General features: G+C 62.2%; 19 protein-coding genes. 11 read left to right on the top strand and 8 right to left on the bottom strand.

Annotation, left to right across the window (positions count from 1 at the left end):
- The first annotated feature begins 9 nt into the window (after positions 1–9).
- Entirely contained in the window at positions 10–1,092 is a 1,083-nt protein-coding gene (locus BLQ01_RS03640; RefSeq protein ID WP_091550147.1) for an L-cysteine desulfhydrase Cds1, read from the top strand.
- On the opposite strand, the gene BLQ01_RS03635 is transcribed toward BLQ01_RS03640, so the two are convergent.
- Positions 1,089–1,742 carry an MBL fold metallo-hydrolase gene (locus BLQ01_RS03635; RefSeq protein WP_091550145.1) on the bottom strand — a complete coding sequence of 218 codons (654 nt, stop codon included), beginning with the start codon at positions 1,740–1,742 and terminating at the stop codon, positions 1,089–1,091. The two genes, BLQ01_RS03640 and BLQ01_RS03635, sit on opposite strands and share 4 nt — an antisense overlap.
- Before the next feature lie 94 nt (positions 1,743–1,836).
- On the opposite strand from BLQ01_RS03635, the gene BLQ01_RS03630 reads away from it, so the two are divergent.
- Complete coding sequence (locus BLQ01_RS03630) at positions 1,837–2,304, top strand: Fur family transcriptional regulator (RefSeq protein WP_026540111.1); 468 nt, start codon at positions 1,837–1,839, stop codon at positions 2,302–2,304.
- Between the two features lie 11 nt (positions 2,305–2,315).
- On the opposite strand, the gene BLQ01_RS03625 is transcribed toward BLQ01_RS03630, so the two are convergent.
- The 5 genes from BLQ01_RS03625 to BLQ01_RS03605 all read right to left on the bottom strand — a co-directional run bounded on the left by BLQ01_RS03625 (position 2,316) and on the right by BLQ01_RS03605 (position 7,701).
- Positions 2,316–3,206 carry a metal ABC transporter permease gene (locus BLQ01_RS03625; protein ID WP_091550143.1) on the bottom strand — a complete coding sequence of 297 codons (891 nt, stop codon included), beginning with the start codon at positions 3,204–3,206 and terminating at the stop codon, positions 2,316–2,318.
- On the bottom strand, positions 3,207–4,040 hold the full coding sequence (locus tag BLQ01_RS03620) for a metal ABC transporter ATP-binding protein (protein ID WP_175493331.1): 834 nt from the start codon (positions 4,038–4,040) through the stop codon (positions 3,207–3,209).
- 135 nt (positions 4,041–4,175) lie between these two features.
- Positions 4,176–5,180, bottom strand: a complete 1,005-nt coding sequence (locus BLQ01_RS03615; protein ID WP_091550142.1) for a metal ABC transporter solute-binding protein, Zn/Mn family — start codon at positions 5,178–5,180, stop codon at positions 4,176–4,178.
- Positions 5,181–5,284: 104 nt separating this feature from the next.
- Positions 5,285–6,355, bottom strand: a complete 1,071-nt coding sequence (locus tag BLQ01_RS03610) for a hemolysin family protein (protein ID WP_026540107.1) — start codon at positions 6,353–6,355, stop codon at positions 5,285–5,287.
- Positions 6,352–7,701, bottom strand: a complete 1,350-nt coding sequence (locus tag BLQ01_RS03605) for a hemolysin family protein (protein WP_026540106.1) — start codon at positions 7,699–7,701, stop codon at positions 6,352–6,354. Before BLQ01_RS03605 ends, BLQ01_RS03610 begins: the two co-directional genes overlap by 4 nt.
- Before the next feature lie 489 nt (positions 7,702–8,190).
- Here BLQ01_RS03605 and BLQ01_RS03600 point away from each other — a divergent pair, with 489 nt between their 5' ends.
- The 5 genes from BLQ01_RS03600 (at position 8,191) to BLQ01_RS03580 (ending at position 15,561) form a co-directional block, all read left to right on the top strand.
- On the top strand, positions 8,191–12,003 hold the full coding sequence (locus tag BLQ01_RS03600) for a multifunctional oxoglutarate decarboxylase/oxoglutarate dehydrogenase thiamine pyrophosphate-binding subunit/dihydrolipoyllysine-residue succinyltransferase subunit (RefSeq protein WP_026540105.1): 3,813 nt from the start codon (positions 8,191–8,193) through the stop codon (positions 12,001–12,003).
- Between the two features lie 139 nt (positions 12,004–12,142).
- On the top strand, positions 12,143–12,742 hold the full coding sequence (locus BLQ01_RS03595) for a GDSL-type esterase/lipase family protein (protein ID WP_026540104.1): 600 nt from the start codon (positions 12,143–12,145) through the stop codon (positions 12,740–12,742).
- Positions 12,743–12,744: 2 nt separating this feature from the next.
- A complete protein-coding gene (locus tag BLQ01_RS03590; RefSeq protein ID WP_091550140.1) occupies positions 12,745–14,019 on the top strand; it encodes a serine hydrolase domain-containing protein in 1,275 nt (424 codons plus the stop codon).
- Positions 14,020–14,092: 73 nt separating this feature from the next.
- On the top strand, positions 14,093–14,947 hold the full coding sequence (locus BLQ01_RS03585) for a DUF4097 family beta strand repeat-containing protein (protein ID WP_091550139.1): 855 nt from the start codon (positions 14,093–14,095) through the stop codon (positions 14,945–14,947).
- A complete protein-coding gene (locus BLQ01_RS03580) occupies positions 14,947–15,561 on the top strand; it encodes a PadR family transcriptional regulator (RefSeq protein WP_026546139.1) in 615 nt (204 codons plus the stop codon). The genes BLQ01_RS03585 and BLQ01_RS03580 overlap by 1 nt, the downstream gene beginning before the upstream one ends.
- A gap of 309 nt (positions 15,562–15,870) precedes the next feature.
- Here the strand turns inward: BLQ01_RS03580 and rsrA are convergent, their stop codons facing one another.
- Together rsrA and BLQ01_RS03570 are read right to left on the bottom strand one after the other, a co-directional pair.
- Positions 15,871–16,131, bottom strand: a complete 261-nt coding sequence (gene rsrA / locus BLQ01_RS03575) for a mycothiol system anti-sigma-R factor (protein ID WP_026540100.1) — start codon at positions 16,129–16,131, stop codon at positions 15,871–15,873.
- Complete coding sequence (locus BLQ01_RS03570) at positions 16,128–16,922, bottom strand: sigma-70 family RNA polymerase sigma factor (protein ID WP_091550370.1); 795 nt, start codon at positions 16,920–16,922, stop codon at positions 16,128–16,130. The genes rsrA and BLQ01_RS03570 overlap by 4 nt, the downstream gene beginning before the upstream one ends.
- A gap of 181 nt (positions 16,923–17,103) precedes the next feature.
- On the opposite strand from BLQ01_RS03570, the gene BLQ01_RS03565 reads away from it, so the two are divergent.
- The 4 genes from BLQ01_RS03565 to hisN are packed head-to-tail and all read left to right on the top strand — an operon-like array spanning position 17,104 to position 20,990.
- The gene (locus tag BLQ01_RS03565; protein WP_026540098.1) at positions 17,104–17,619 is read left to right on the top strand and encodes a DoxX family membrane protein; all 516 of its coding nucleotides are present in this window, start codon (positions 17,104–17,106) and stop codon (positions 17,617–17,619) included.
- 6 nt (positions 17,620–17,625) lie between these two features.
- Complete coding sequence (aroA, locus tag BLQ01_RS03560; protein WP_026546141.1) at positions 17,626–19,005, top strand: 3-phosphoshikimate 1-carboxyvinyltransferase; 1,380 nt, start codon at positions 17,626–17,628, stop codon at positions 19,003–19,005.
- 2 nt (positions 19,006–19,007) lie between these two features.
- The gene (locus tag BLQ01_RS03555; RefSeq protein ID WP_026540096.1) at positions 19,008–20,123 is read left to right on the top strand and encodes a ribosome small subunit-dependent GTPase A; all 1,116 of its coding nucleotides are present in this window, start codon (positions 19,008–19,010) and stop codon (positions 20,121–20,123) included.
- 54 nt (positions 20,124–20,177) lie between these two features.
- Positions 20,178–20,990, top strand: a complete 813-nt coding sequence (hisN, locus tag BLQ01_RS03550; protein ID WP_026540095.1) for a histidinol-phosphatase — start codon at positions 20,178–20,180, stop codon at positions 20,988–20,990.
- The last annotated feature ends 21 nt before the right edge of the window (positions 20,991–21,011 follow it).

Genomic DNA, 21,011 nt, shown 5'->3' with positions numbered 1-21,011 from the left:
GCTTATCCGGTGAGCAATTCGTGCATTCAGGACAGGGCATGGGCCAGTGAAGCCATCCGTAAAATCGAGGCCGAGAACAACCGTTCGGCGGACACGCACCTTTATGCGGTCCCGCTGCCCGAACACTGGGGCGTCCAGCTGTACCTGAAGGACGAGTCAACCCACCGCTCCGGCAGCCTCAAACACCGGCTCGCGAGGTCCTTGTTCCTCTACGGCCTGGTCAACGGCTGGATCACCGAGGGAACCACCATCGTTGAGGCCTCGAGCGGCAGCACGGCTGTGTCCGAAGCCTATTTCGCCCGGCTCATCGGTTTGCCCTTCATTGCAGTGATGACAAAAACCACCAGTCCGGAGAAGATCGCCCTGATCGAGGAGTTCGGCGGCGCCTGCCTTTTGGTGGACCACGCCTCGGAGGTCTACGCAGTGGCCGAAGAGACCGCAAAAACCTCCGGTGGCTACTACATGGACCAGTTCACCCATGCGGAGCGTGCTACGGACTGGCGGGGCAACAACAACATTGCGGAGTCGATTTTCGATCAACTCTCCCTGGAAGAACACCCCATCCCGGAGTGGATTGTGGTGGGTGCGGGAACCGGCGGAACCAGCGCAACCATCGGCCGCTACCTGCGATACAACCGCTACCCCACCCGCCTTGCGGTGGTGGACCCGGAAAACTCCGCCTTCTACCCGGCCTGGCGCGACGGAGACGCCGCCGCAGCGACCGGCTTGCCGTCACGGATCGAGGGTATTGGCCGGCCGCGGTCCGAGCCGAGCTTCGTGCCGGCCGTCATCGACCACATGATCCAAGTTCCGGACGCCGCCTCCGTGGCAGCCATGCGCCACCTCCGGAAACTCACAGGGCTGCACGCAGGGCCCTCCACGGGCACCAACCTGTGGGGCGTCTGGCAGTTGGTGGCAGGGATGGTGGCCCAGGGCCGCCGGGGCAGCATCGTTTCGTTGATGTGCGACGGCGGCGACCGCTATGCCGGAAGCTATTACGACGCCGGGTGGCTGGCTGCCAAGGGACTGGACCCCACCCCGCACGAGGCAACCCTGGAGCGGTTCCACGACACAGGCGTGTGGACTGCTTAGACCTCTACGGAACTGCCTGGGGCAAGATGCTCATAGCGGGTCCCGTAACGGGCGCCAATGCGGGTCACGTGGCCTTCAACCAGGCCTCTTCCGATGTCGTTGAGCAAAGCATCGTGGACCGGGAACGCCCGGGGTGCGCGGACAGAAATCACGAAGTCAACAACCTCCCCCACTTTGGACCACGGAGCATGGATGGGCACCAGGAGTGTCTTGACGTCAATCCCGTCCGGGACCACGAACGAGTCACCGGGGTGAAAAACGTTCCCATCCACCAGGTATCCGATGTTTGCCACCACCGGGATCTGCGCATGGATCACCGCGTGCTGGCCTCCGAACGTGCGCACGCTGAAGCCGGCAGCCTCAAAGTCGGTACCCGGCACGGCGGTATGGACCCGGGCTGCAATGTCGCCCTCCTCCCTGAGTGCCGCTGCAACCCCCTCCGGCGCATGGACTTCAAGCCCGGCGTCGCTGCGGAGCGCGGAGACCACGGCGGGTTGGTCAATGTGGTCGTTGTGCTCGTGCGTGATGAGGACGGCGTGGGCACCCGTCAACGCTTCCCCTGACTCCGAAAAGGAACCGGGGTCGATGACCAGGACCTTCCCGTCTTTCTCCAACCGGACACAGGCGTGGGTGTATTTGGTGAGCAACATGACCAAAGCCTAGGACCCCCGGCTGAGAGTTTCCAAGCCTTCCCTGCTGGTAAAATTGGGGTTTGCCAGCATCCCCAGGGAAATGAGTCCTTCAATGCCACACGGCACCAATTCCGCCACGACCGGCCCCTCGGCGCCGGCCACCAGCGGGGTCAAGGAGCAGCGCGTTACCAAGCAGCGCTTGGCCGTCAGCGCCGCACTGGACGAATTGGACGACTTCGTCAGCACCCAGGAACTGTACCGGCTCCTGCAGAACAAGGGCATCTCGGTATCGCTGGCCACGGCATACCGCATTCTTCAATCGTTGGCCGATGACGGGCTGATTGATGTCCTGCGCAACGGTGAAGGCGAAGCCGTCTACCGGCGATGCAACGTCACCGGCCACCACCACCACCTGCTGTGCCGCAACTGTGGCAAGGCCGTGGAAGTGGAGGCGCCCGCGGTCGAGACTTGGGCGGCACGAACCGCTGCCGAACACGGCTTTACCGAGGTGGCCCACACTGTGGAAATTTTCGGCCTATGCCCTGAGTGCACTGCCCGGAAGGCGGCCGGAACCCTTTAGGCGGGAACCCTTTACAGGGCGCCTGCGGGCTGGTCGCGGGAGACCCTGCCGTTGAGTCCCCTGTTGGCCCTGACCCGGCCGATCACCCGGCACACCACGTAGATCAGGAATGACAACGTGGTGACGTACGGGCTGATGGGAATCCGGCTGCCGAGGGCCAGGAGGATGCCGCCGACCGTCGCCGTCATGGCAAAGACCACGCTGAGCAGCACCACCAATCGTGGCGAGGTAGTGACCCGAAGCGCGGCTGCTGCCGGCGTAATCAGCAACGCAAGAACCAGCAGGGCCCCGACGATCTGGATGGACAGCGCCACGCTGACACCCAGGAGCACCATGAACCCGATGGCCAGCCCCCGGACCGGAACTCCCCTGGCCTCAGCCATTTCCGGGTCCACGCTGGCAAAGCTCAGCGGCCGCCAGATTGCCGCCAGGGCAATCATGACCACTACCGCGGTTCCGGCAAGGACCTGCAGCTGAACGGCGTCCACTGAAACAATCTGGCCTGTCAGCAGGCCGAACTTGTTGGCCGCACGGCCCTCATACAGTGCCAGGAACAGAATGCCCAGCCCCAGGCCGAACGGCATGATGACACCAATAATGGAGTTCTTATCCCGCGCCCGGACGCCCATGAATCCCAGCAGGACAGCGGCAGCCACCGAGCCGATCAATGATCCAAAGATGATGTCGGCACCGATCAGCAAGGCGAACGCAGCACCGGCGAAGGACAATTCGGAGATGCCATGGACGGCAAAGGCAAGGTCCCGCTTCATCACGAACGTGCCCACCAGCCCGCCCAACAGACCCAGCACCGCTCCGGCCCAAATGGAGTTCTGGACCAGGACCAGCAACTCGCCATAGTTCTCGAAGTTGAAGATGGTTTGCAGAATGGTTTCCAGGTCCAACTAGAACTCCTCCCCGGCAGTTGCATGGGCATCGTCATGGAAGTGCGTGGTGGCGTCTGGAAGTCCGACGACGACGATCCTTCCGTTGGTATGGATGACTTCGACATGGCTGTCGTACAGCTCCGAAAGAACTTCGGTCGTCATGACTTCCTTGGGGGCACCTATGCGGAACTGGCCGCCGGCGAGGTAAAGAACCCTGTCGACGTAGTCGATCACCGGGTTGATCTCGTGGGTCACGAAAACCACTGCACTGTTCCGCTCATGGCATTGCTTGTTGATCAGGGAGCTGACGCCCTGCTGGTGGTGCAGGTCCAAGGAAAGCAATGGCTCATCGCACAGGAGCACCTGCGGTTCGGTTGCCAACGCTTGCGCCACCCTGAGCCGCTGCTGCTCTCCGCCGGACAGTTGGCCCACAGGCACTTTGGCGTAGTCGGAAGCTCCAACCAGTTCCAGCAGTTCGTCTATTTTCGGATTGACCTTCCCGGCCGAGAGCCGCATGCCCCACCGGTGTCCATCGATCCCCAGTCCCACCAGGTCCCGTGCACGCAAGGGGGTGTCCGGAGCAAACGACTTTTGCTGGGGGATATAGCCGATCCGCTTGCTGCCGCGCTCCACAGGGTGGCCGCCCAGGGATACAGTCCCTGAATGCAGCTCCTGCAGTCCAAGGAGGACTTTGAGGAAACTGGTCTTGCCGCTGCCGTTGGGTCCGAGGACAGCGAAGAACTCGCCGGGATTGATGTCGAGGTCCAGGTCCCGCCACAGTGTCCTCTTGCCGAACTGAAGGCTCGCTCCGCGGAGGCTCACTACCGGTGTCAAAAGATGTCCTCGATCCATGCGCTGCTGGGAACGCAGTCAATTGCGCCGCTGGTGTTCACGGCTGTACTGGTGGCAGGCAAAAGGCCCCGCAGCCATCCTGAATATCTTAGGACGTTGACAGGGCCCTTCACCGCACCCGGGTGTCGGGAAATGCTACTTCTTGAGAGCGGAGGAAATTGATTCCACGTTGTCGGACATCCACTGGAGGTAATCCTTGCCGTCAGGAAGCGTCTCGGTGAAGTTCACCACCGGCACGCCGGCAGCTTCAGCGGCCCGCTTGACGGTTTCGGTCTGGGGTCCCTCCGTCTGCTCGTTGTAGGCAAGGAACCGGACTGATTTGTTGCTGAGAAGGTCCGTGGTTTCCTTCAGGACGGCGGCCGGAACGTCGGATTCCTCTTCAATGGCAGCGCTGTAGGCCTCGGGGGTCTTGTTTTCCAGCCCGGCGGCTTCCAGGAGGTACAACGGGACGGGTTCCGTTACAGCAACCGGAGCGTGGTCATTTGCGGCCTTGACGGCGTCAAGCTTTCCGGTGAGGTCAGCGAGTTTGGTCTTGAAGGCTTCGGCATTGGCTGTGAATGTCGCCGCCGATCCCGCGTCGAGGCTGCCGAGCTTGGCCGCAACTGCATCGGCAAGCTTGCCCATGGTGTCCAGGCTGTACCAGACGTGCTCGTTGAACCCGCCGTGGTTGTGGGTATGGCCTTCTTCGCTGTGGGATTCGGCGCTGTGGGCGTCTTCTTCCGGGGCGAGCCCGGAGACTTCCACGGCGCTGATCATGTTGTCGTGGCCAACCTTGGTCTCATCGGCAATTTTGTGAAGGAACCCGTCGTAGCCGCCGCCGTTCTCCACCACCAGTTTGGCCTTGGAAATAACCAGCTTGTCCTGGGCGCTTGCCTCATAGGAATGCGGGTCCTGGCTGGTCTTGGTGATGATGGCATTGACGTTGACCTTGTCGCCGCCAACCGCCTTCACCACATCCCCGTAGACGTTGGTGGACGTGACCACTTCAATGGATCCAGAGGATGAGGAAGGACTCCCGGCACCCGCGGTGCCGGCGCAGGAAGAAAGCAACAGGGCAGCCATCCCTGCGGAAGCGGCGATGGACAGGCGGGCGGCGGAACGACGCACAAGGACCTCGGATCTACTCAAAATGAGAATCAAACACAATTACTGTCGGACTTCAGTGTAGCCCTAGATGGGAATGATTCCTATTTAGACGGAGACGGCGCCGATCATATGCGATCGACGCCGTCCCACTTACACCGTTATTTCACCTGCTGGTCTCCATAGCGGCGGATACCCGTCGCTTGGGTGGCGTCGCGGATCTCGCCGACCAATTGCTCAATGACATCCTCAAGGAACAGGACACCCTGGGTCTCTCCCCCGGCACCGATCACGCGGGCCAGATGGGAACCGGTACGTTGCATGACCGACATGGCCTGCTCAATTTCGTCATCCGGTGCCAGGTTGGCGAAGGAGCGGATACGTCCCTCGGCAATGGGATGCCTGCGCCCCTCATCGGGGATGGACAGGATGTCCTTCACGTGCAGATACCCGGCGAGTTCGCCGTCGTCGTCCACCATGGGGAAACGGGAGAATCCCGTGCGGCTGACCGCCTTCTCCAGGTCCACCGGGGTGGACGCCGTTTTCAGCACCACCAGCTTGTCCAGGGGAACCATGATGTGCGAGGCCGTGTGCTCTGAGAATTCCAAGGCACCACTCAACAGGCCCGCTTCATCATCCACCAATCCGTGCCGTGTGGACTCCTGGACGATGGACTGCACTTCCTCCAAAGTGAACGATGAGGACACTTCATCCTTGGGCTCGATCTTCATCAGCCGCAGGATGTGGTTGGCCAGCCAGTTGAGCGTCCAAATGATCGGGTTCACCAGGCGCGCAATGAACATCAAAGGAGGCGCCAACAGCAGCGCGGCCTTATCGGCCACCGAGACTGAGATGTTCTTGGGCACCATCTCCCCGAAGGTCACATGCAGGAACGTGACAAACAACAAGGCAATGGCAAAGGCAATGATGTCTGCCAATTCAACAGGAACGCCCACCAGCTCAAGGGGTTCTGCCAGCAGGTGATGGATGGCAGGTTCGGCCACCTGGAGAATCAGGAGTGAACAAACCGTGATGCCCAGCTGGGCACAGGCGAGCATCAACGAGACATTCTCCATGGCCCGCAGGGTTGTCTGCGCACGCTTGGATCCGGCTTCGGCCAAGGGCTCGATCTGGCTCCGGCGCGCGGACATGACGGCGAACTCGGCCCCAACGAAGAAGGCGTTGCCAATCAGGAGAACGACGAGCCAGAGAATTCCTACCCAGTCGCTCATACGGCACCTGCTTCATGACGGTTCTCTGCGTCCTCAGGACTGGACTGATCCGTCTCCACGTGATGGAAACAGATACGGTCAATCCTGCGCCCATCCATCCTGGTCACAGTAAGCGTCCCGCCTACCGCGTCCACGACGTCCCCTGTCCGGGCAATACGGCCAAGTTGGCTCATGACGTAGCCGCCCACCGTTTCGTACGCTGATTCGTCAGGAACCGTGAGGTTGGGGATCTGCTCGGACACCTCATCCGGGCGCAACAGCCCGGGGAAGTACCAGTCGCCGGACGCGCTCTGAAGCACTCCCGGGCGGACTTTGTCGTGCTCGTCAGCGACCTCGCCCACGATTTCTTCCACCAGATCCTCAAGGGTAGTGATCCCAGCCGTTCCGCCGTACTCATCCAGTACCACCGCGAGCTGGAGGTTACCTTCGCGCAGTTCGGCGAGGAGTGCATCCAGGTGGATGGTTTCGGGAACCTGCAGGACATCGGTCATGATCGCACCGGCCTCAAGCTTGCCCCGGCGCTCTGCCGGCACGGCTACTGCCTTCTTAACATGGACTACGCCGCGGATGTCGTCAGTGGAATCACCAATCACCGGGAACCTTGAGTATCCAGTGCGCCGTGCGGCGTCCAGGATGTCCGATACCGGCTGGTCGGCGTCGATCGTTTCCATGCGGATGCGCGGTGTCATGACGTCAGCTGCCGTGCGCCCCGAAAAGTTCAGGGTTCGGGCAACAAAGTTGGCAGTACCGGCGTCCAGGGTCCCCAGCTCAGCGGAGCGCCTCACCAGGGAAGCGAGCTCGGCAGGGGTCCTTGCCCCTGAGATTTCTTCCTTGGCTTCAAGTCCAAACAGATTGAGGACCTTGTTCGAGAAACCGTTCAGCACCACGATGGCGGGCTTGAAGACGGCCGTGAACACCAGTTGCGGGCGGGCCAGGCGCTTTCCCAAGGGAAAGGCAAGTGCAATGGCCATATTCTTGGGTACCAATTCGCCGATCAGCATCGACAAGAGGGTAGCCACAGCCATAGCCAGGACCAACGCCACCGAATGCGCCGCCTCCGGCGACAGCCCCAGGGAAGCAAGGGGGCCGCCGAGAAGCTGCCCCAGGGACGGCTCCATGACGAAGCCGGTCAGCAACGTGGTCAGGGTGATACCCAGCTGGCAACTGGAAAGTTGGGTGGACAACGATTTGAGGCACTTCAGCAACGGGGCTGCAGCCTGGTCACCGTTGTCGACCGCACGCTGTACGCTCGCCTGGTCCAAGGCAACCAGGGAAAACTCAACTGCTACAAAAAAGCCGGTGCCCAGAATCAAAGCAAAGCCGGCGAGGAGAAGTATCCATTCCACTTAGTGCATCACTCCAAGAGTGGGCACGTGCAATGGGGAAGGCGCCTTCAGCGCCGGGATTCGCCCCGGCGGAGGCTGGTCGGGTCCCGCGGACGCATGGTCCGAAGAACCACCGGCAGCGAAGGCCGGCGCGTGATGGGCATGTGAACGGGTATTGCCGGCTCGACGGGCACGCTGTGCGGAGTTGCCAGTTTGGCTCCCCCGACAGTTCCCAGGCCGGCACCTAGATTTACTGTCCATAAGGGTTCCAGTCTACAGTCCTGCCCCGCGGCGGCTCCAACAGCGGGCTTAACCACGCGACCAAAAGCCGGGACATCCCACTAAGTCAGCCGCAACATGATTTAGGTCACCACTATTGGCAGTTAACCAACGATCCTAACTAGACTGTCAGGGGTCTGAGTTCGCGGGACCCGGACCCTGTGCCCATTGTTGCGGAAAAGCAACTTTGGCCAGCGGGAAAACAACACTCATGGAAGAGGCGTATTTCAAGTGCCAGAGCAGCCCAGCCACCGTCTACCAGAGGAATTTGGCGGAAACGAGTGGCTCGTTGACGAACTGTACGAGCGGTACCAACAGGATAAGAATTCGGTCGACACCAAGTGGTGGCCGCTCTTTGAATCCTTTGCTTCTGCTGACGGCACTTCTTCCAACGGATCCTCCGCAGCTCCCTCAGCTGCCAATCCCCCTACCCAAGTACTTCCCGTAGTAGCTCCTGCTGCAGCGGCTCCGGCATCGGCGCCGGCCGCTCCGGCCGCTGCCGCGGAACCCGCCGCTCCTGCGGCACCTGCCCCGGCGGCACCTGCCCCGGCGAAGAAAGCACCGGCCACTGTTGCCCGGGACGGTTCAAAGAAGCCCGCAGCCGGAACCACGGCCCAGCCCATTCCTGCCCAGCTGCCCAAGAGCAACAAGGCGCCCACGGCACCTGAGGAAGACGTAGTTTCCGTCCTCCGGGGACCGGCCAAGGCCATCGCCACCAACATGGTGACCAGCCTTGAAGTACCTACCGCCACCAGTGTCCGGGCAGTTCCCGCCAAGCTCCTGATCGACAACCGGGTGGTCATCAACTCCAACCTTGCCCGTGCCCGCGGTGGCAAGGTCTCCTTCACCCACCTCATCGGCTACGCGGTTGTCCGTGCACTGTCCCAGTTCCCGTCGATGAACGTCTACTACGACGAAATCGATGGCAAGCCCAGTGCCGTGCAGCCTGCACACGTCAACTTCGGCATCGCGATTGACATGCCCAAGCCCGATGGCACGCGCCTCTTGATGGTTCCCAACATCAAGAAGGCCGAGACCATGGACTTCGCTGAGTTCTGGCACACCTATGAAGACCTGATCAAGCGTGCCCGCGCCGGCAAGCTGACCGCAGACGACCACGCCGGCACCACGGTCTCCCTGACCAACCCCGGTGGCATCGGTACCGTGCACTCGGTGCCCCGCCTCTCCAAGGGCCAGGCCGCCATCATCGGCGTCGGCGCCCTTGACTACCCGGCTGAGTTCCAGGGTGCCAGCGAGAAGATCATCGCCCAGAACGCCATCAGCAAGATCCTCACGCTGACTTCCACCTATGACCACCGCGTCATCCAGGGTGCCGGCAGCGGCGAGTTCCTCAAGCTGGTCCACCAGCTCCTGCTGGGCGCGCAGAACTTCTACGACGAGATCTTTGAAGCTCTGCGTATTCCTTATGAACCCGTTCGCTGGAGCCCGGATCTCCAGGTGGACCCTGCCGATGAGATCAACAAGGTTGCCCGCATCCAGCAGCTGATTCACTCCTACCGCGTGCGCGGCCACCTCATGGCGGACACCGATCCCCTGGAGTATGTCCAGCGCAAGCACCCGGACCTGGACGTCCTGACCTACGGCCTGACGCTGTGGGACCTGGACCGCGAATGGCCTACCGGCGGATTCGGCGGCAAGCCGCAACTCAAGTTCCGCGACATCCTTGGTGTCCTGCGCGACGCCTACTGCCGCACCACGGGCATCGAGTACATGCACATCCAGGAACCCGCAGAACGCAAGTGGTTCCAGGACCAGCTGGAACACCCCTACTCCAAGCCGAGCCGCGAAGAGCAGCTGCGCATCGTCTCCAAGCTCAACGCAGCAGAGGCATTCGAGACGTTCCTGCAGACCAAGTTCGTCGGCCAGAAGCGTTTCTCGCTTGAGGGTGGCGAGTCGCTGATTCCGCTGCTCGACGCCGTCATCTCTGATGCAGCCGACGACGGACTGGACGAGGTTGCCATTGGCATGGCCCACCGTGGCCGCCTCAATGTGCTGACCAACATTGCCGGCAAGACCTACGCCCAGGTATTCCGCGAATTCGAAGGTACCCAGGACCCCCGCTCGGTCCAGGGTTCCGGCGACGTCAAGTACCACCTTGGCACCGAAGGCACTTTCACCTCGGACAACGGCAAGCAGACCAAGGTCTACCTCGCCGCCAACCCTTCCCACCTGGAAGCCGTGGACTCCGTCCTCGAGGGCATCGTCCGTGCCAAGCAGGACCGGCTGGACCAGGGCGAGTCGTTCCCCGTCCTGCCCATCATGGTCCACGGTGACGCCGCGTTTGCCGGCCAGGGTGTTGTGGCTGAAACCCTCAACCTCTCGCAGCTGCGTGGCTACCGCACCGGCGGTACCATCCACGTGATCGTCAACAACCAGGTGGGCTTCACTACCGCGCCGTCGTCATCGCGTTCGTCCACGTACTCCACCGACGTCGCCAAAATGATCCAGGCACCGGTGTTCCACGTGAACGGTGATGACCCCGAGGCAGTTGTACGCGTTGCACAGCTCGCCTACGAGTTCCGCCAGCGTTTCCACAAGGACGTTGTCATCGACATGGTCTGCTACCGCCGCCGTGGCCACAACGAGGGCGACGATCCCTCGATGACCCAGCCGCTCATGTACAACCTGATCGAAGCCAAGCGCTCCGTACGCAAGCTGTACACGGAGTCCCTGATCGGCCGTGGCGACATCACCGAGGAAGAAGCAGAGCAGTTGCTCCGCGACTACCAGGAGCGCCTCGAGCGCGTCTTCGCCGAGACGCACGCAGCGCAGACCTCACCGATCCCGATCATCACCGCGGATTCCGCTGCGGTCTCGGACATCGAGCGTCCCATTGCCCAGCAGGCTGATTTCGGCACCAACTCCCCGGCGTCAACTGCCATTTCCGCTGAGACCCTCGCCCGCATCGGCAAGGCCCACCTCGAAATTCCGGATGGCTTCACGGTTCACTCCAAGCTCAAGCAGCTCCTGGAGAAGCGTGAGCAGATGTCCCGTGAAGGCGGCATCGACTGGGGCTTCGGAGAAATCGCAGCCTTCGGCTCGCTGATCATGGAGGGCGTACCCGTCCGCCTGGCCGGCCAGGACTCCCGCCGCGGCACGTTCGTGCAGCGTCACGCCGTGTTCCACGACCGCGCCAACGGCAACGAGTGGCTGCCCCTGGGCAACCTCTCCGATGACCAGGCCAAGCTGTGGATCTACGACTCCCTGCTGTCCGAATACGCGGCAATGGGCTTCGAGTACGGCTACTCAGTGGAACGCCCCGACGCCCTGGTCCTGTGGGAAGCGCAGTTCGGCGACTTCGTCAACGGCGCCCAGACCATCATTGATGAGTTCATTTCCTCGGCTGAGCAAAAGTGGGGCCAGCGTTCCTCGCTGGTGCTCATGCTTCCGCACGGCTATGAAGGCCAGGGTCCGGACCACTCGTCCGCCCGCATCGAACGCTTCCTGCAGATGTGCGCCGAGGACAACATGATCGTGGCCAACCCCACGACTGCTGCCTCGCACTTCCACCTGTTACGCCGCCAGGCCTACAGCCGTCCGCGCAAGCCGTTGATCATCTTCACACCCAAGCAGTTGCTCCGCCTCAAGGGCGCCGCTTCCGCCGTCGAAGATTTCACCACTGGCGGATTCCGTCCGGTCATTGCCGATCCCGAAGTACAGCCGGCAAACGTTGACCGGGTCATCCTGGTCTCGGGTCGCTTGTACTACGACCTCCTGTCCAACCGACAGAAGTCCGGTGACACCTCCACTGCCATCATCCGCGTCGAGCAGCTGTACCCGCTGCCCAAGGCCGAGATTGATGCCGAGCTGGCCAAGTACCCGAACGCTGACATCGTCTGGGCACAGGACGAACCGGCAAACCAGGGACCGTGGCCGTTCATGGGCTTGAACCTGGCACCGGAGCTTGACCGCAAGCTCCGCCTGGTCTCCCGCCCGGCGTCTGCCTCCACGGCGGCCGGTTCCATGAAGCGCCACGCCGCTGAGCAGGATGCCCTGATCAAGCAGGCATTCGAACGCAAGTAAAGCGAAACTGCCCGGCCTGAGGAGTGAATGCGCCCCTCAGGCCGGGCAGTTCTGTTTAATGGGACAGGTATCCGGTTGCAGAACCGGCCAATGATCCGGTAAACCGTGCAAGGACCGTAACGAGTGTGAAGAGGTAACCGTGGAAGACAGGAAGCTGCGTATAGCAGCTGTAGGAGATGAACTGCTCGCGGGCCTGGGGGATCCCCGCGCCTTGGGTTGGCTCGGACGAGTGCTGGCCCGTACGCCCCAGGACTCCGTCGTGGTGGAAAGTTTCCCGCTCCCCTGCCCCATGGAAGGCACGGAAGGCTTGGCGGCCAGGTGGCAGGACGAAGCCGGGAGGCGTTTCAGCGACACGCACGAAAACCGCCTGGTCATCGGACTTTCGGGCCGTGACCTGGAATTCGGCCTTTCCACGGCGCGCAGCCGTTTGAACCTTGCCAACATCCTGGACGGCGCCTCGCACAGCAGTGTGGAGGTCTTCGTAGTGGGACCGCCTCCCACGCTGGATCCCGTCCGGAACAAACGTCTGGCAGAACTCAACACGGCCTTTGCCGATGTGACCACCCGGCGCAACCACCACTACGTTGACACGTTCTCTCCCTTGCTCAATCATGAGCAGTGGAGGACGGACCTCGCAGCCAATGGGGGAACACCGGGCCAGGCAGGCTACGGATTGATAGCGTGGCTTGTCCTGCACCGTGGCTGGTTCCAATGGCTTAATATCGCTCAACCGGAGTAGCCATGACGCGGAACACGCAGGTTTCTGCCAGAGCAGCATTCACAGTGGTCACCGCGGTGGCCCTGGCGGCCACAGTCTCCTGCAGTTCCGGTCCACCGGCCCCTGAGTCATCATCGTCACAGGCTTCGTCAGCTGTTTCCCCATCGGCTGCCACTTCAGGCTCCGGTGCGCTCCAGGCCTTCGACGCCGGAACATTGCGGACGGAATTCGAACGGGCAGCCAAAGAGGTCCTGGCGCCCGGCGCAGTAGTGCTGTTGGAGACTCCTGGCGGGTCGCTCACGGCGTCCTACGGTACGGGAACCAGGGGTGCTGAACGCGAGGTCACGCCCGAGGACCATATCCGGGTAGGTTCGGTGACCAAAACCTGGACCACGACGGTGGTCCTCCAACTGGTGCAGGAAGGCAAGCTTTCTCTGGGTGATCCGGTATCAAAGTACCGCCCCGACGTTCCCAACGGGGATGCGATCACCCTTGAACAGATGCTGACCATGCGCAGTGGGTTGTTCAATTACACCGAAACCCTCGAACTCAACACTGCCATGGACCAGGATCCGCAGAGAGTTTGGAAGCCGGAAGAACTCCTCGCCCTGGCGTTCGCCCACGCACCGTATTTCGCACCCGGCAGCGGCTTTCACTACTCGAACACCAACACAGTCCTCTTGGGCCTGATCGCCGAGAAAACTGAGGGAAAGCCGCTCGCAACCCTCTTCAAGGAGCGGATCTTCGAGCCCCTCGGACTCAAGGGGACAGTTTTTCCCGAGGCTTCCTCCAACGCCATTCCGGAACCCCACCCCCAAGGATATTTCTACGGCGACAACGTCCTGACCATGACCACCCCGGCTCTTCCTGAGGACATGCAGAAGGAAGCGACCGCGGGTACCTTGGCACCCAACGACGTCACCGACGTCAATCCGTCATGGGCCTGGGCCGCCGGATCGGGCATCTCCACTGCCCGGGACCTCAAGGTTTTGGGTGAAGCCCTTGTCAACGGCAAACTCCTGGGAGCCGAGCTCCAGAAAAAGCGTCTTGAGAGCCTCACCCCCACCGATCCGGACAAACCCGGTGGTGCCTCGTACGGCCTGGGAATAGCGAAGTTTGGCAACTTGTACGGGCACACCGGGGAGTTGCCCGGCTTCAACACCTTCATGGGCAATGACCCTGTCAACGCCGTGTCATTGGTGGTGTGGACCAATCTGGCGCCGGCGGCCGACGGGCGTGACCCCGCCACTACCATTGCCCGGGCGCTCATCGGCAAGTTGTATCGATCGGCTCCCTGACAAGGCCTTGCCTTCGGAGAACTTGCGATATATCGTGATCTCATCAACGCGATATATCGTATCTGGAGGGATCATGTCTGAAGAACTATGGACCGTAACGGGTCCGCAAACGATAGACGTGGACGACGTCCGCTCGCTCAAACTGGGAATCGTCAAAGGCCGCTTCGACGTCATGACCCACGACGAACCATCCGTCCGCATCGAGATCACTGAAATCACCGGCGACCCGCTGACGGTGACGCTCGTGGACGGCCGGCTTGAAGTGCGCCATCAGTTACAGGGTCCGCAAGGCTGGTTCCGCAACCTGATGGGCACTGTGAACAACACCAGCACCAACTCTGTGGTGGTCGGGATCGCCCTCCCACCCGGTGTGGACGTTGAGGCCGGAACGGTCAGCGGCGACGGCTTGGTTTCCGGAATCAGCGGACGCACACGCCTCAACACCGTCTCCGGCTCCGTCATGTCAGATGGCACCACCGGCGAACTGCATGTGAACACCGTCAGTGGAGAGGTCATTGTCAGAAACCACGACGGCGTCCTGACCGCCAAGAGCGTCTCCGGCGAGGTGACCACTTCGGGCAAGTTCAAGAACGTCAGGGCCAGCACAGTCAGCGGCGACCTCAGTTTTGACCTCCAGGACTTTACCAACGACCTTGGGGCAAACTCCGTCTCGGGCGATCTGACCATCAGGCTTCCCCACGACGTCGGCCTGGACATCGTGGCAAAATCCGCCAGCGGGAGCGTCGTGATCGACGACATGATGTATGCCCAGCCAGGCAGCAACGTGCATACGATCGTTGGCCCCGACGAGAAACTCATGGTGGTGCGCACCAACACGGTCTCCGGCAAGACTTACATCATGCACGGCTCAGCACCGGCACCGGCACCGGAGAACAACCTGCGGGCCACCGGGGAAGCCGGCCTCTGATGCCTCCCGTCTTTGCACACGGCGCCTTGCGCCTTTACCTGCTGGCGCTGCTGGAAGCCGGCCCCAAGCACGGCTACGAACTGATCAAGGCCTTGGGTGACCGTTTTGGCGGCACATATTCCCCCAGCGCTGGAACCATCTATCCACGCTTGGGGAAACTGGAGGAAGAAGGGCTGGTGTCCACCGAAACCGAGGGGCGCCGCACCAAGTACTTCATCACGGACGCCGGCCTCGCCGAGCTGAACGGCCGGCGGGAGGAAGTGGCCGACGTCGAAAATACCATCTCTGCCTCCGTCAGGCGGCTCGCCGACAACTTGCGCGAAGACATCAGGACCAATATGCGGGGGCTGCGGGCGGACCTCGCTGCCACCGCCGAGGCGGCGCGCAGCACTGCAACCTCCGCGCCCGTCCGGGGCAGGTCTGCGGGATACACCCCCGAGGGCCAACGCCTGTTGAAAGAAGCAGAATTGATGGTTCAGTCATTCAGGGACGACATCCGGGTGGAGTTGCGCCTGCATGGCGCGTCGGAGCCGCTGACGCCGCTGGCGCTGGAAACAGTGCGCACGGTATTGGACCAGGCACGTATCTCGATCCGGAATTCCCTGCGGAATTGATGCCGACCTGGCTTCCGGCTGGGCAGGACGGCTCCCGGTTCGCGACCCGGCACCTTGATGTGCGAAACTGGAGGGCAGCTCTATTGAGTATCAATCATTGAAGGAGGCCAGCTATGAGCAAGCGTGCACGTAAGCGTCGTGACCGTAAGCGCGGCGGCGCGAACCACGGCAAGCGTCCCAACACCTAAGCCAGCGGCTTAGTGTCACAGGCTTAAGAGCGAGGGCCCCGGAAACCATGAGGTTTCCGGGGCCCTTGGCGTTGGCCGTGCATTGTTGGCCAGAGGCTTTGGTGTTGGCCAGCGGCTTTGGTCAGGCTTCTACCGGCTTGATCGAATGGATCCGGTCCAGAATCGAGTTCTTGAGGTTCTCCGGCGCTGACTCTGTGCAGGACCGCTTGACCATGGTGCGGATGAGGCACTCCAGGTCATACTGCTCGGAGCATTCCTCGCAGGTGTCCAAATGCTGCTTGATCTCTCCGAGGTCCTCGCGGGTCAAGGCGCCGTCGAGGTACTCGTAGATCCGCTGCATCCGCGTATCGTCGCAATCGCCCAATCCCTGGCAGTCGCTCATTTCTCTTTCTCCTGATTGTTGCTTCCGGCCGCGGCCTGATCTTCGGTTTGGGCCCTGAAGCCCCGTTCGGTGGCGTAGTCCGCCAGCATGTCCCGCAGCATCTTCCTGCCGCGGTGCAACCGTGACATGACCGTGCCGATGGGAGTGTTCATGATTTCTGATATTTGCTTGTACGCGTAGCCCTCGACGTCCGCAAAGTAGACAGCCAGCCGGAACTCCTCCGGTATGGACTGCAACGCGTTCTTGACGTCCGAGTCCGGCAGGTGGTCCAGGGCCTCTGTTTCGGCGGACCTCAGCCCGGCCGAAGTGTGCGACTCTGCCTTGGCCAGCTGCCAATCCTCGATGGTGTCCGAGTTGGACTGAAGCGGCTCGCGCTGCCGCTTCCGGTAAAGGTTGATGTAGGTATTGGTCAGGATGCGGTACAGCCAGGCTTTGAGGTTGGTCCCTGGCTTGTACTGGTGGAAAGCCGAGAACGCCTTGGTGTAGGCCTCCTGGACCAGGTCCTCCGCATCCGAAGGGTTTCGCGCCATCCTCATGGCAGCCGAATACAACTGGTCCACATACTGCATGGCGTCACGCTCGAAGCGCTCCCGCCGTTGCTCGGAAGTCTCCGAAGCGACGTCGACGTCGGGTGCGGCCGCTGCGTCTTCCGCGCCGGCCGCCTGGTACATGGCCGCTGCGGCCGGTTCCGTGGTGCTCATCGCTGCCAAGTCTACTGTCAGCTGCGGGGAATCCGGCTGTGGGCCGTACCCGTGCTCCGGTAGAACCACACGGTCCTTAACCAAAGTCAAAAAATCAACTCCGTTCACCAAGGCGGCAACACCTTGCCGCAGTCCGGTCTCCACCGCACCACTAGTTCACAACGGCCGCCGCTGGGTAAATATTCCGCAAAGGTGCAAGACTAGAGCAGACTGCACCCCTTGAACACAACACTCATTGAAATAGTGTGGCAAGCCATCCAGGAGGCAAGACATGTCTGTTATCCGTTTTCTCGCGCGGCCGATGCTCGCGTCCAGCTTCGTCGTAGCAGGTCTGGACAAGCTCAGGAACGCGGACGACACCGCCAAGCAGCTCTCGCCCGTTCTTCGGCGGGCCTCGGAATCCCTGCCTTTCAAAGCGGACGAAAAAACCCTTGCACGCCTCATCGGCGGTGCCCAGCTGGGAGCAGGAGCGCTGCTCGGTTTGGGTAAACTCTCCCGTTTCGCCGCCACAGTGCTGGCAGTGACCTCGGCGTTGAACTCTTATGTGGAATGGCGTTCAGCGGACATCAGCAGCAAGGAAGGCCGCAGCGCCCGCAAGGCCCAGCTGCTGAAGAACATCTCCCTCACTGGTGGCGTGCTGCTGGCCGCGGTTGATACCGACGGACGACCCAGCATCGCCTGGCGGGCGGAGCACCTGGCCGCCGATGCCAAAAAGGTGACGGGCAAGCAGATCAAACGCGCGGACAAAGCAGTACGCAAGGCCGTAGACAACGCAGTTGGAGCATAAGGAAGCATGACAGGTACCACCGCCGCACACACCGGACCTACCAAAGCCGACGGGTTGCCACTCTGGCCGGCCCCCTTCGCAAGGGGCCCCGTGGACGCCACGGTGACGGTACCTGGTTCAAAGTCGCTGACCAACAGGTTCCTGGTGTTGGCGGCTTTGGCGGACGGTCCATCGCGCCTCCGTGCTCCACTGCACTCCCGTGACTCAGCCCTGATGATCCAGGCATTGCGGCAATTGGGGGCCACCGTCACCGAAGTGACCGGCGATGGCCACTACGGACCGGATCTTGAAATCACCCCGATGCAGCCTGCTGCCGTCATTGCAGGTAGTGCCGGAACTGCCATCGACTGCGGCCTTGCAGGTACCGTCATGCGGTTCGTACCGCCGCTGGCCGCCTTGCGCGCCGGAGCTACCGTCTTCGACGGCGACCCCCACGCCCGCAACAGGCCCATGGGAACCATCATCGAGGCCCTGATTGCCCTCGGTGTCCCTGTTGCAGCAGAGGGCGGCAGGACGCCGTCGGCCCTTCCCTTCACCGTGGAAGGCACCGGCGAAGTCCGGGGCGGCCATTTGGTGATCGATGCCAGTGCGTCCTCGCAGTTTGTCTCCGCATTGCTGCTGGTGGGGGCGCGGTTCACCGAAGGACTCCACCTGGAACACGTCGGCAAGCCCGTGCCCAGCCTGGACCACATCACCATGACCGTGGAAGTCCTCCGCAGCGTTGGTGTCAGCGTTGATGACTCCGTGCCCAACCATTGGAGGGTGTCCCCCGGACCCATCCGGGCGTTCGACCAGAGGATCGAGCAGGACCTCTCCAACGCCGGGCCCTTCCTGGCCGCGGCACTGGCAACACAGGGCACTGTCCGCATCCCCAATTGGCCGGCCGGAACCACCCAGGTCGGCGATATGTGGCGGTCCATCCTCGCTGCAATGGGAGCCACCGTCACGCTGGAAAACGGGACTCTCACGGTGACGGGCGGCCCGGTGGTCAAGGGCTCGGAATTCGACGAAACCAGTGAACTCGCACCCACGGTGGCTGCCTTGTGCGCACTGGCCGATGGCCCCTCGCGGCTGACCGGCATTGCCCATCTCCGTGGCCACGAAACAGACCGGCTTGCAGCACTGGTCAACGAAATCAACGCCTTGGGCGGCGACGCAGAAGAGACCGCCGATGGCCTCATCATCCGACCAGCCACACTGCACGCCGGGGTTGTCCACAGCTACGCTGACCACCGCATGGCCACGGCAGGAGCCATCTTGGGCCTCGCCGTCGAGGGCGTCCAGGTCGAAGACATCGCCACGACGTCCAAGACCATGCCGGAGTTTCCTGAAATGTGGGCCCGAATGGTGGGAACCATCTCCGGCACCACGGTGGAGAACAACTGACCATGGGCCGTGATGCACGCTCCTGGGATGAGTCCGACGTCCGCATCCGACCCAACAAAAAAGGGTCCAGGCCAAGGACCAAGGACAGGCCCAGCTACGATGACGCGGTTATTGGCCGGATCATCACCGTTGACCGTGGGCGCTACAGGGCGATTGTGGACGAGGATTCCGCGAACGCCCGCGTCGTTATCGCTGCCCGTGCCCGCGAATTGCGGCGGAACCCGGTAGTACCCGGGGACTTCGTGGCCTTGGTGGGCGACGTCTCCGGATCGCCGGACACCCTGGCGAGGCTGGTCAGGGTGGAAGAACGGCGGACCCTCCTGCGCCGCAGTGCCGACGATACCGACCCGATCGAACGTGTAGTGGTGGCCAATGCCGATCAGTTGGTCATTGTGGTGGCGGCCGCCAACCCCGAACCGCGCACCGGGTTCATCGATCGCGCCCTGGTGGCAGCCTATGACGCCGGCATTGAGCCGCTGCTTCTTATCACCAAGGCGGATGTCAAGGATCCAGCGGAACTGCTCGCCAACTACCTCAGCCTGGACTTCCCGGTGATCATCAGCCGCACCGCCGACTCCGAAGCAGGCGGCATCGACGCCCGATCCGACGACGGCCTCTCGGCCCGGCTGGACAGGGATGCCGTAGCGCAGCTGCGCTCCCACCTCGGCGGAAAAGTCACCGTGATGCTCGGCCATTCAGGCGTCGGCAAGTCCACCATGGTCAATGCCCTGACGGGGGCAGAGCGGGCCACCGGCGGCGTCAATGCCGTCACAGGCCGTGGCCGGCATACTTCCTCCTCCGCCTTGGCCCTGAAACTATCCGACGCCCCGGCCGGCAGCTGGATCATCGACACTCCCGGCATCAGGTCCTTCGGCCTTGCCCACGTGGATCCGGACCGGATTCTGCATTCCTTCCCGGATCTCGAGCCTGGAACCGAGGCTTGCGAACGGGGCTGCAAGCACGATGCCACCGCCATCAACTGTGGACTGGATTCATGGGTGAACGAGGGCCATGCCGGACCGTCGGGTGTGGCGCGGTTGGCTTCGCTGCGCCGGCTGCTGGGTGCGGACCCACGGTTGGAAGCAAAAGAGACCAAGGAACTGGGCACCGTCAACTGATCGTTTGGGGCTTCACCTCCCCCCGCAGCGAATGTTTCAGGATAGTTTGGTGGCATGACCCATCCCGTTTCCACCTACAACGATGACCTGCGCCTTGCCCACGTCCTCGCTGATTCCGTCGATGCCCAAACCATGGATCGCTTCAAGGCTTTGGACCTCAAGATCGAAACCAAGCCCGACCTCACCCCTGTCACTGACGCTGACAAAGCGGCCGAGGAAGCCATCCGGGGTCAACTCTCGCGTTCGCGTCCCCGCGATGCAGTCCTGGGTGAGGAATTTGGCAGCACCGGACATGGCTCGCGCCGTTGGATCATTGATCCCATCGATGGCACCAAGAACTTTGTCCGGGGTGTACCGGTGTGGGCTACGTTGATCGCGTTGGTTGATGAGGGAGAACCGGTTGTGGGTGTTGTCAGCGCCCCCGCCTTGGGCAAGCGCTGGTGGGCCGCCAAGGACATGGGTGCCTACATGGGCCGGTCCCTGGCTGCGGCCACGCGGTTGAAGGTCTCCAACGTCACCCAGCTCTCCGATGCCTCGTTGTCGTACTCGAGCCTGTCCGGTTGGAAGGAACGCGGCAACCTGGACGAGTTCCTTGGACTGACGGAGGACGTCTGGCGAACCCGCGCCTACGGTGACTTTTGGTCCTACTGCCTCGTCGCCGAGGGTGCCGTGGACATCGCCTGCGAGCCCGAACTGAACCTCTACGACATGGCGGCCCTCGTCCCGATCGTGACTGAGGCCGGTGGCCGCTTTACCTCCCTTGAAGGCGAGGACGGCCCTTTCGGCGGCAACGCACTGGCGACCAATTCAATCCTGCACTCAGAGGTACTCAAGCGTCTCAACCCAGGTTTGGACGATCTCCTCTAGTTCCAGTCCGCTGGCAACGTT

It is taken from the genome of Arthrobacter sp. UNCCL28, assembly GCF_900102805.1.
Classification (GTDB): Bacteria; Actinomycetota; Actinomycetes; order Actinomycetales; family Micrococcaceae; genus Arthrobacter; species Arthrobacter nicotinovorans_A.
The sequence above is the reverse complement of the archived record's forward strand: the minus strand, read 5'-3'. Positions and strand labels throughout refer to the sequence as shown.